9 protein-coding genes and 1 pseudogene are annotated in these 10,261 nt (G+C 56.6%); 7 read left to right on the forward strand and 3 right to left on the reverse strand.

Annotation, left to right across the window (positions count from 1 at the left end):
- Positions 1–188, reverse strand: a 188-nt coding sequence (locus ACTH3S_RS16385) for a hypothetical protein (RefSeq protein WP_441810083.1), incomplete at its 3' end; no start/stop codon positions are given.
- An 86-nt stretch (positions 189–274) separates the two neighbouring features.
- Between ACTH3S_RS16385 and ACTH3S_RS16390 the strand changes: the two genes are divergently transcribed.
- The 3 genes from ACTH3S_RS16390 to ACTH3S_RS16400 all read left to right on the forward strand — a co-directional run bounded on the left by ACTH3S_RS16390 (position 275) and on the right by ACTH3S_RS16400 (position 2,344).
- Positions 275–1,006: a helix-turn-helix domain-containing protein gene (locus tag ACTH3S_RS16390; RefSeq protein WP_441810084.1), complete on the forward strand. Its 732-nt coding sequence runs from the start codon at positions 275–277 to the stop codon at positions 1,004–1,006.
- An 84-nt stretch (positions 1,007–1,090) separates the two neighbouring features.
- Positions 1,091–1,990, forward strand: coding sequence for an aromatic amino acid exporter YddG (gene yddG, locus ACTH3S_RS16395; protein WP_441810085.1), 900 nt, complete (start codon positions 1,091–1,093; stop codon positions 1,988–1,990).
- Between the two features lie 24 nt (positions 1,991–2,014).
- A complete protein-coding gene (locus tag ACTH3S_RS16400; protein WP_441810091.1) occupies positions 2,015–2,344 on the forward strand; it encodes a tRNA-binding protein in 330 nt (109 codons plus the stop codon).
- A gap of 304 nt (positions 2,345–2,648) precedes the next feature.
- Here ACTH3S_RS16400 and ACTH3S_RS16405 read toward each other — a convergent pair whose 3' ends face one another.
- Complete coding sequence (locus tag ACTH3S_RS16405; protein ID WP_441810086.1) at positions 2,649–3,440, reverse strand: GntR family transcriptional regulator; 792 nt, start codon at positions 3,438–3,440, stop codon at positions 2,649–2,651.
- A 206-nt stretch (positions 3,441–3,646) separates the two neighbouring features.
- Here ACTH3S_RS16405 and ACTH3S_RS16410 point away from each other — a divergent pair, with 206 nt between their 5' ends.
- The 3 genes from ACTH3S_RS16410 to ACTH3S_RS16420 all read left to right on the forward strand — a co-directional run bounded on the left by ACTH3S_RS16410 (position 3,647) and on the right by ACTH3S_RS16420 (position 9,520).
- On the forward strand, positions 3,647–5,344 hold the full coding sequence (locus ACTH3S_RS16410; protein ID WP_441810087.1) for an L-lactate permease: 1,698 nt from the start codon (positions 3,647–3,649) through the stop codon (positions 5,342–5,344).
- A gap of 142 nt (positions 5,345–5,486) precedes the next feature.
- Complete coding sequence (lldD, locus tag ACTH3S_RS16415) at positions 5,487–6,653, forward strand: FMN-dependent L-lactate dehydrogenase LldD (protein WP_441810088.1); 1,167 nt, start codon at positions 5,487–5,489, stop codon at positions 6,651–6,653.
- A gap of 50 nt (positions 6,654–6,703) precedes the next feature.
- Complete coding sequence (locus ACTH3S_RS16420) at positions 6,704–9,520, forward strand: FAD-binding and (Fe-S)-binding domain-containing protein (RefSeq protein ID WP_441810089.1); 2,817 nt, start codon at positions 6,704–6,706, stop codon at positions 9,518–9,520.
- 60 nt (positions 9,521–9,580) lie between these two features.
- Here the strand turns inward: ACTH3S_RS16420 and ACTH3S_RS16425 are convergent, their stop codons facing one another.
- Positions 9,581–9,892 carry an AzlD family protein gene (locus tag ACTH3S_RS16425; protein ID WP_441810090.1) on the reverse strand — a complete coding sequence of 104 codons (312 nt, stop codon included), beginning with the start codon at positions 9,890–9,892 and terminating at the stop codon, positions 9,581–9,583.
- 24 nt (positions 9,893–9,916) lie between these two features.
- Between ACTH3S_RS16425 and ACTH3S_RS16430 the strand changes: the two are divergent.
- A pseudogene (locus ACTH3S_RS16430) lies at positions 9,917–10,177 on the forward strand (LysR family transcriptional regulator); the annotation flags it as partial.
- Positions 10,178–10,261 lie beyond the last annotated feature (84 nt).

A 10,261-nucleotide genomic window follows, 5' to 3' on the forward strand; every position in this document is an offset into this window, starting at 1 on the left:
CGGCACAGGTTCATGCCACGGCTATGGCGGCTCTTGGGTTTGCCTATGCGAGTGTCCAGTCCACCCGGGATTACCTGTGAGGAAACTGCTCTTTGTATCTGTGGGGTGTTTGCTCCCGTAAACGGAAGCCGACCGGCTAGAAGCATCTCAGCCGGTCGTTTCAATGCAATCGATCGACCAGAATTCATCGCTGGCTCGGACGGATCCCGCATGAGAGATGGATGAAAGAGTGGTTCTGTAATGACTCTCATGTGTTTCTGATTATACTGGTCGCATGAAGTATTCTGAGATCGGCTTGCATATACGAACCTACGAGGACGAGGGAAAAAGCCACTCCCACGACCATCATCAACTGGTATTGCCGTTGGTGGGAACGTTATCTCTGTCAGTAGATGCCAAGGAAGGGGAGGTTGCGCAGCATCGAGCGGCAATTATTCCCGCGGGAATTGGCCATGGATATGCTGCGACCGACGATAACCGGTTTTTGGTTGCAGACGTCCCCGAAGGCTTGGCGCCGGCGCTAGACAAGCTACCTTGTTTCGTAGGCCTCGATCCAGCCTTGCTCCATTACGTCCAGTTCCTTCACGCACAGCTCCAACATGGGATCGAGTCGGATTTTACCCAGCATCAAATGCTGCTCTTGCTTATTCAGTTGCTCCAGGAGCGCCATGGAAGTCAACTGAAGCTGGACCGCAGAGTCCACGCCGCGAAACAATTTCTGGACGAACACTTCAGCCGACCGCTGTCCTTGGCCGAGGCGGCTGCCGTGGCACATCTGAGCATTCGGCAGTTGAACGATCTGTTTCGGCGCCAGGTCGGCATGACGCCGCATCAATACCTCACAGAGTTACGAATGAAAGAAGCTTGGCGGCTTCTGGAGCAGTCGGGGCTCAGCGTCCAGCGAGTTGCCGACGCTGTCGGCTATTCATCGTTATCGGCCTTTAGCGACCGGTTCAGAGCTCACTTTGGCAAAGCACCCAGCCACTTCCGCCGTATTTCGAAATAGTTCCGCCAGGATTTGAAAGTTCCTACCCTTCGCACTGGATACCCTTCTGCAATCATTCACACATGAGAGTTTCGGGAGGGTTTCATGGCATCCGTTACCGCCGCAACCTGGATCGGGTCAATTTCGGTTCTGTTATGGGGCACTCTGGCATTGCTGACCAAGCTTTCCGGTGGTGAGATTCCGGAGTTCCAGCTCATGGCCATGACCTTCGGTATCGCTTTTCTGTTGATGTGCGGCCGTTGGGTCTTCTCGGGGCATTCCGGTGTGCGTTATTTACGGCAATCGCCACTTGCATGGTGCATCGGCGTCGTTGGCTTGTTCGGTTATCACTTTGCCTACTTCAAGGCTATGACACTGGCCCCCGCCGTCGAAGTCAGCCTTCTTGCTTACCTCTGGCCGCTGCTGATCGTCCTATTGTCGGCCTTCCTGCCGGGCGAGAAACTACGAGCTCAGTACATCGTTGGGGCCCTGGTTGCCCTGGCAGGTTGCTGGTTGTTGATCAGCCGCAATGCCGATGGATTTGCCTGGGAGAACCTGCCGGGTTACCTGGTGGCTCTGTCCTGTGCTCTGATCTGGTCATCTTATTCCGTTCTTAGCAGACTGGTTCGCTCGGTACCAACCGATGCCGTGGGCTGGTTCTGCGGTGTTACGGCCATTCTGGCGTTGATTTGCCACCTTTTGTGGGAGGAAACGGTATGGCCAGAAGGCGCACTTCAATGGATTGGCGTGGTGGGGCTCGGCCTCGGACCGGTGGGCATAGCATTCTTCACTTGGGACCATGGTGTAAAGCACGGAAATATCCAGTTACTGGGAACCCTGGCATACAGTGCGCCACTGATTTCAGTGATCCTGTTGATTCTTGCCGGATACGGCGAGGCTACGGTTGCCGTGTTGAGTGCCAGCATCCTGATTGTCATTGGTTCTTTGATCGCGGGGCGAGCGAAAAGCCGGGCGGTTGCCGAGCCAGAAATATTAACTGACTGATTACTCAAAAGGAGCAGCGAGACGATTACTTGGGACGATTTCGAGAAAATTGAATTGCATATCGGAACCATTATTGACGTGGCGGGGTTCCCCGAAGCGCGCAAGCGTGCCTATAAACTGCGGGTGGATTTCGGGCCGGATATTGGTATCCGTAAGTCGAGTGCTCAGCTTACGGATCTGTATGACAAGGAGGCACTCATCGGTAAACAGGTTCTTGCTGTTACCAATTTTCCGCCCAAGCAGATCGGTCCTTTTCGGTCAGAGTGCCTGATCACTGGGGTGCGAACATCTGAGGGCGCAGTGACACTGGTAAGACCGGATGAGTCAGTGGAAAACGGTGAACGGTTGTTCTAAGTTTCCATACTTTCCATTTCCCAGGCCAACCAATCATAAGGCAATAGTGTTTAGTGGACCGGGGTAAGTCCAGTTCTTGGGATTGTGTGTCCGCAAAACCAGGTCCGGAGAGAGAACCAAAAAGTGCTTCTGCTCCAATATATTTGAATATTCGCTTTGCGAGTAGCGCGATAAGCGGCGGGTGCGGGATTGAGTTTCATGTACGCCCCATCCAATTATGATTTTGATTGTTTCAGCATGGGTTTGCGAGAACAAGTTGTTTTAGCGCCTCTAAAGTCACCCTCTTCGATTATTGGCCAACAATTCAGCGAATTTTGCTGATCTCTGACAGCTCGCGCCTTTGAGCACGGGCCATTCGCACTTCCTCCTCCCGGCTGTTGGCCAGTACTTCCTGCACATAGCCGATGTGTTCGCTGGCAAAGTGGCGGGCATCGTCCGGGCGTGATTCCATAATGGCGTTAAACAAAGCGCTGTGTTGGTTCACCAACCGTTCGCGGGATTCATCGCGCAGTTCGTACATACCGCCAATGTTGGTCACCACGTTGCGTTTCAGCATATCGAACAGGCCGCGCATGGTGTGCAGCAGCACCATGTTATGGCTGGCTTCAGCAATGGCCATGTGAAAATGCGCATCGGCGGCGCCTTCTTTTATTCGCGCCTCCGGTGTGATCGGGCTGTGATGGTAGCAAGCCTGCAGCTCATCGAAAGCTGCCTGCAAGTGCTGGCGATCCACTTGTGTGGCGCGCATGGCCGCGTAATAGGCGCAGTCTGCTTCCAGCGTATGGCGAAACTCCAGCAAATCCTGGTGAGCTTCGGGCCGGCTTTCCAGCAACCCCAGCAGCGGGTCGGTAAAGCTGGAGCCCAGCCTGTCGCTGACAAAATTACCGCCCCCCTGGCGGCTTATCAGCAGTCCTTTGGCGATCAGCTTCTGCACCGCTTCACGCAGGGAAGGGCGCGACACCCCAAACTGCTCGGCCAGAGCGCGCTCGGCTGGCAGTCGCTCGCCAGGGTTTAATGTGCCTTCCAGAATCATGGTTTCCAGCTGCTCCACAATGGTGTCAGACAGCCGGCGCTGGCGAATATGTGGTATTTCCATCTTCGATACCTTTGGTAAGACCAATCCTGGAATTTAACCTGTTTATCTCCCCCGGCTCAATACCCCTATGTCACTACGTATACCAAAGTAGGAAAAGTTTTGTTTGACAGCAACCTTGTTGTTTTTCTAACCTGTGCCTACTGGATTGTAAATTGGTATTACCAATTAGAGCAAATCCATCCAATAACAAGTACAGGAGCTCTCTTATGTCGACGGGTTTGTTCGCGTTCTTCGCTTTTGTTCCCATTCTTCTTGCCGGTATCTTGCTGATCGGCCTGCGTTGGCCTGCGCGTCGCGCCATGCCGCTGGTGTATCTGGCCAGTGTTGGCATTGCTCTGTTCGCCTGGGACATGTCTTTCAACCGGGTACTGGCGTCTTCCCTGCAGGGGCTGATCATCACGCTGGGGCTGCTGTGGATTATTTTTGGCGCAATCCTGCTACTGAATACCCTCAAGCATTCCGGCGCCATCATGGTGATTCGCGCCGGTTTCACCACCATCAGCCCGGACCGCCGCATTCAGGCCATCATTATTGCCTGGCTGTTCGGTTGCTTTATTGAAGGCGCGTCGGGGTTTGGTACACCGGCAGCTATTGCCGCGCCTTTGCTGGTGGCCATTGGCTTCCCGGCCATGGCCGCCGTGTTGATGGGTATGCTGGTGCAGAGCACGCCGGTGTCGTTTGGTGCCGTGGGTACGCCGATTATTGTCGGGGTGAATACCGGGTTGGATACCGCCACCATTGGCGCGCAGTTGGCCGCTAACGGTTCCAGCTGGGAGACTTACCTGCAGCTGATTACCAGCCAGGTGGCGTCAATTCACGCCATTGTCGGCACCCTGATGCCGATGGTCATGGTGCTTATGCTGGTGCGCTTTTTTGGCAAAGACAGAAGCTGGCGCTCGGTGTTTGAAGTGCTGCCTTTTGCCCTGTTTGCCGGTGTGTCAGTTACCATTCCTTACGCATTGACCGGTATTATTCTGGGGCCTGAATTCCCAGCGCTGTTGGGCGGCCTGGTGGGTTTGGCGATTGTCACAACCGCAGCGCGTAAGGGTTTTCTGATTCCAAAAACCACTTGGGATTTTGCCGACCGAAAAGACTGGCCGCAGGAATGGCTGGGCAGCATTGAAATGAAAGTGGACGAGCTGACCGCAAGACCCATGAGCAGCTTCCGCGCTTGGTGCCCGTACCTGTTGGTGGCGGTGTTGCTGGTGATCAGCCGGGTGTTCCCGGACGTGACGGCGGCGTTCAAGTCGGTGTCTGTCAGCTTTAGCAATCTGCTGGGCGAAGCCGGTATTGGCGCAGGTATTCAGCCGCTGTACTTGCCAGGGGGCATTCTGGTGATGGTGGTGCTGGCAACCTTTTTTATTCATCGCATGAAGGTGAAAGAACTGAGCGAGGCAGTCAAAGAATCCAGCGGCGTACTGCTCAGCGCGGGTTTCGTGTTGCTGTTCACCGTGCCCATGGTGCGTATTCTGATTAATTCTGGTGTTAACGCCGGCGATTTGCCCAGCATGCCCATTCTGATGGCGCGCTACGTGGCCGACACCGTTGGCGGTGTTTACCCGCTTGTGGCGCCGAGCATAGGTGCCTTGGGGGCCTTCCTGGCCGGTTCCAACACTGTATCCAATATGATGTTCAGCCAGTTCCAGTTTGGTGTGGCCGCCAACCTTGGTTTGTCTACTGCGTTGATCGTATCGGTTCAGGCCATTGGTGCCGCAGCCGGCAACATGGTGGCGATTCACAACGTGGTGGCCGCCTCGGCAACCGTGGGGCTGCTGGGCCGTGAGGGTACAACCCTGCGCCGCACCGTGTGGCCAACACTGTATTATGTGCTGATGACCGGCATCATTGCGCTGATTGCGGCCTATGTGTTGGGCTTTACCGACCCGCTGATGGCGCACGGATAGGCATGAACTAATATGAGCGCCGTAAGCCGTAAATAGCACCAAGGGTTAATGAATACGTTAAAGGCTCAGTAAACAGGCAGGATAGGCGCCCCGTGTATTCAATCGGGGGCGCCTATCCTGCAACAGCGACAGGACACGCCTGATGATTATCTCTGCTTCTACCGATTACCGCGCCGCCGCCAAGCGCCGGCTGCCGCCTTTCCTGTTTCACTATATCGACGGCGGCTCGTACAACGAGTACACGCTGAAGCGCAATGTGGAAGACCTGTCAGACATCGCCCTGCGCCAGCGGGTGTTGAATGACATGACTCAGCTCGACCTGTCGACCGAGCTTCTTAACGAAACCCTGTCGATGCCGGTGGCGCTGGCGCCGGTGGGCTTGACCGGCATGTACGCCCGCCGCGGCGAAGTGCAGGCCGCCCGCGCAGCGGCCAATCTGGGTGTCCCGTTTACCATGTCGACGGTGTCGGTGTGCCCGATTGAAGAAGTGGCCCCCGCCATCAGCCGGCCCATGTGGTTTCAGTTGTACGTGCTTAAAGACCGCGGCTTCATGCGTAACGCCTTGGAGCGGGCCAAAGCCGCCGGTGTCACCACCTTGGTATTCACCGTGGATATGCCGGTACCGGGGGCCCGTTACCGCGATGCCCATTCCGGTATGAGTGGGCCCTACGCCGCACCGCGTCGCATATTGCAGGCAATGACGCACCCACACTGGGCTCTGAATGTGGGGTTGCTGGGTAAACCCCACGACCTGGGTAATATTTCCACTTATCGCGGCAGCGCCACCGGCCTGGAAGATTACATTGGCTGGCTGGGCGACAACTTTGATCCGTCCATCTGCTGGAAAGATCTGGAGTGGATTCGCGAATTCTGGGATGGCCCCATGGTTATCAAGGGCATACTCGACCCGGATGACGCCCGCGACGCCCGCAGTTTTGGTGCCGATGGCATCATCGTGTCGAATCACGGTGGCCGCCAGCTCGACGGCGTACCCTCAACCTGTCGCGCCTTGCCGGCCATTGCCGATGCCGTTAAGGGCGACATGAAAATCCTGGTGGATTCCGGCATTCGCAACGGCCTGGACGTGGTGCGCATGCTGGCGCTGGGTGCCGATTGCACCATGCTGGGCCGCGCCTATATATACGCGTTGGCAACGGACGGTGAAGCCGGTGTGACCAATTTGCTGAAATTGATTGAAAGCGAAATGAGGGTCGCGATGGTGTTGACCGGTGCGCGAACCGTCGCGGATATCAGCCCTGATTTATTGGTGCGTGAGTTGGCGCGTGAATTGAAACAGGCTGCTCAGTAATCCAGATTCGTGTGTATCAGTCGCCACAGGTTGGCCAGCGAGGAGTTGCCATGAGCTTGCCCACGGAATTCATCAGTGCCGTAAACCAGCTGATACCGCAACAGCGCCGCTTTGACGATCCCCTGTCGGCGCTGGCCTTCGGTACCGACGCCAGCTTCTACCGGCTGATACCCAAACTGGTGGTGCGGGTGAGCGCTGAGCACGAGGTTGTGGCATTGCTGCAGCTGGCGGGCAAGTACCAAGTGCCGGTTACCTTTCGCGCCGCGGGGACCAGCTTGTCGGGCCAGGCCATTAGCGATTCGCTGCTGATTGTTTTGGGCGATGGCTGGAACCGCCGCGACATTCTGGATGACGGTGCCCGCATTCGCCTGCAGCCTGGGGTGATCGGCGCTCAGGCCAATGCGGTGCTGGCGCCATTGGGGCGCAAAATCGGCCCGGATCCTGCATCTATTAACGCCTGTAAAATTGGCGGTATCGTCGCTAACAACGCCAGCGGCATGTGCTGCGGCACCGCACAAAACAGTTACCAAACCCTGAACGCCATGCGCCTGGTGCTGGCGGATGGCCAGGTGCTGGACAGCGAAAACCCGGCCAGCGTGGCCGCGTTTAAAACCAGCCACAGCGGGTTGTTGCAACAACTGGCGCAGCTGGGCCAGGACACCCGTGCCAACAGTGCGCTGGCCGAGCGCATCCGCCACAAATACCGGATGAAAAACACCACCGGCCTGTCGCTGAACGCGCTGGTGGATTTTGACGACCCGCTGGATATCCTGACTCATCTGATGGTGGGCTCCGAAGGCACCCTGGGCTTTATCAGCTCGGTCACCTACAACACCGTGCCCGAGTATCCGCACAAAGCCACAGCCCTGGTGGTATTTGCCAGCGTGGAAGACTGCTGCCGCGCGGTGCCGTTATTGAAACAACAATCGGTGGATGCAGTGGAGCTACTGGATCGCCGCAGTATGCGTTCGGTGGAAAATCAGCCGGGCCTGCCAGTCTGGGTGAGGCAGCTTTCCGATGGTGCCTGTGCGCTATTAATCGAAACCCGTGCCTCAGGCCAGTTGCTACTGCACAAACAAATAGCGCAGATTCGTGCGGTACTGGCGCCGCTTCACGTGGAGCAACAGGTTGATTTCACCGAAGATGCCACTGTGTCGGGTCAGCTTTGGGCCATCCGCAAAGGCACATTCCCCGCCGTGGGTGCCGTGCGGGCCACCGGCACTACAGTAATTATTGAAGACGTAGCCTTCCCCATCCCGCAGTTGGCCGAAGGCGTCAACCGCCTGATTGAGCTGTTCGAAAAACACAGCTATCACGAAGCCATCCTGTTCGGCCATGCGCTGGAAGGGAACCTGCATTTTGTGTTTACCCAAAGCTTTGACGACCCGGCCCAAGTGGCCCGCTATGAAGCCTTCATGGGCGATGTGGCGCAGCTGGTGGCGGTGGAGTTTGGCGGTTCGCTGAAAGCCGAGCACGGCACCGGCCGAAATATGGCGCCGTTTGTGGAGTTGGAGTGGGGCAGCGATGCTTACCAGCTGATGTGGACAATAAAGCGTTTGCTGGATCCGCAAGGCATCTTGAACCCCGATGTGGTGTTGTCGGAAGATTCCGCTATTCACTTGAAAAATCTCAAACCCCTGCCAGCGGCGAATGAGATTATCGATAAGTGCATTGAATGCGGTTTTTGCGAGCCGGTGTGTCCGTCGAACGGTCTGAGCCTGAGCCCGCGCCAACGCATTGTGATCTGGCGCGATATTCAGGCCAAAGAACGCGCCGGTGTGGATACCCGTGAGTTGGAAGCGGCCTATCAATATCAGGGCATAGACACCTGCGCCGCCACCGGCCTGTGTGCCCAACGCTGCCCGGTGGGAATCAACACCGGAGATCTGATTCGTGAGCTGCGTGCGGATAAAGCCCACGCCCATCGCCGTGCCGACTGGCTGGTGAACAACTTTGCTACCGCTCTAAAAGGCACCCGGCTGATGCTGGCTGCCGCCGACAGCGCCAACCGCCTGCTGGGCGCGCCGCGCTTGCAGCGCTTGACCGAAGCCACCAAAAAGCTCAGCGGCAATCGTATTCCTTCATGGAATGCCGCTACACCACAGCCATTGCGTTGGGCGCCGCCGGCAAACGTGGCGGCTACAGTAGACAAACCGCGAGTGGTGTATTTACCCGCTTGTGCGTCACACGCCATGGGGCCGGCACGTTCTGACAGCGAGCAAGCACCGCTGCTGCAAAAAACCCAACTGTTACTGGAAAAGGCAGGCTTTGAAGTGGTCTTTCCGGACGCAATGAACTCTCTGTGTTGCGGCCAGCCCTTTGCGTCAAAAGGTTACCCGCAGCAGGCTGAGCGCAAACGCAATGAGATGCTGGCCGCGATCAAAACCGCCAGCCGCGACGGCGCATATCCAATCTACTGCGACACCAGCCCATGCACACTGCGCTTGCTGCAAGGCGAGGTTCCGTGCCTGGATATTTACGACCCGGTGCGATTCATTCGCAGCCACCTGTTAGAGCGGTTGGCCTTCACGCCGCAGAGCGAATCCGTCGCGGTGCACGTTACCTGCAGCACCCAGCACCTTGGGGAAGGGCAGGCGCTGATAGACATCGCCCGCAAGTGCAGCAGCAACGTGGTGGTACCGGAAGACATTCACTGCTGCGGCTTTGCCGGCGACAAGGGTTTTACCACGCCGGAACTGAATAAGCATGCGCTGCGAACCCTGCAACCGGTAGTGCAACATTGCAGCGAGGGCGTATCGACCAGCCGAACCTGCGAAATCGGTTTAAGCAGCCACAGTGGCGTGGATTACCACAGCTTGGTGTATCTGGTAGATCGGGTTACCCAACCAATCACTGTTTCACGTTGACCTGAATCCGTGACTTCACGGGGCCCAGAATTACATTCGCCACTGGAGTATGTGGGCCGGCTACCAGAACGCTCTAGATAATCCAGCCGCCAGAATACCTGAAGCAATCGCCAGTAATGGTCTTCTAATCAGTAACATCACAACGGCTGTGCTCGCTAACGCCAGACGGGCTCCATGATCCCCTTCGACTGCCATGGGGGCAATAATAGCCACTAACACGGAACCAGACATGGCATGAATGAACTGTTTGACTCGAAAGCTGATCGGCACAAAAGACATCACGTAAACACCGCCCCAGCGGGTGGCCAACGTAACCAATGCCATCGTTAGCACAATAACCAGTACGCCAATGCTGCTGGTTTCAATGTTCATTACGATCCTCCCATACCAACCCGGCAAGGACGCCGCTATAAAGTGGTTTACAATAGTTCCAGTCTGGCGGGCCAGGTTGGGGCCGTGGAGAGTGGCCTTGCGGTCGCGGTGCTGACTCAATGTAGTGCACCTTCCCACCTGGAAGTCCTTGGTAGAGACCATGGCCTGGGCCCGCTGGAGCCAATGGAGGTGTCGGTGTTCCGTAGTCAGGCATCTCAGAATTCCGAGGCGGTAAACCGACTTCACGCGCTATTGGTTAAAACACTCCGCATAGCAAGTCCCTAGCAGCCTGTCGGACTTGCACCTGACAGACCGCGTTTAAAGTGATCTTGTTCGCTTGGCTCCCGACTTTCACCGCAAGTGGCCATC

The organism is Marinobacter sp. (assembly GCF_052094685.1).
Lineage (GTDB): Bacteria > Pseudomonadota > Gammaproteobacteria > Pseudomonadales > Oleiphilaceae > Marinobacter.

What these genes read in the sequence shown, in the direction of transcription:
- ACTH3S_RS16420 (WP_441810089.1), top strand. Translation starts at nt 6,704, where the DNA reads ATGAGCTTGCCCACGGAATTCATCAGTGCCGTAAACCAGCTGATACCG.
- ACTH3S_RS16390 (WP_441810084.1), top strand. Translation starts at nt 275, where the DNA reads ATGAAGTATTCTGAGATCGGCTTGCATATACGAACCTACGAGGACGAG.
- ACTH3S_RS16410 (WP_441810087.1), top strand. Translation starts at nt 3,647, where the DNA reads ATGTCGACGGGTTTGTTCGCGTTCTTCGCTTTTGTTCCCATTCTTCTT.
- yddG (WP_441810085.1), top strand. Translation starts at nt 1,091, where the DNA reads ATGGCATCCGTTACCGCCGCAACCTGGATCGGGTCAATTTCGGTTCTG.
- lldD (WP_441810088.1), top strand. Translation starts at nt 5,487, where the DNA reads ATGATTATCTCTGCTTCTACCGATTACCGCGCCGCCGCCAAGCGCCGG.
- ACTH3S_RS16405 (WP_441810086.1), bottom strand. Translation starts at nt 3,440, where the DNA reads ATGGAAATACCACATATTCGCCAGCGCCGGCTGTCTGACACCATTGTG.
- ACTH3S_RS16425 (WP_441810090.1), bottom strand. Translation starts at nt 9,892, where the DNA reads ATGAACATTGAAACCAGCAGCATTGGCGTACTGGTTATTGTGCTAACG.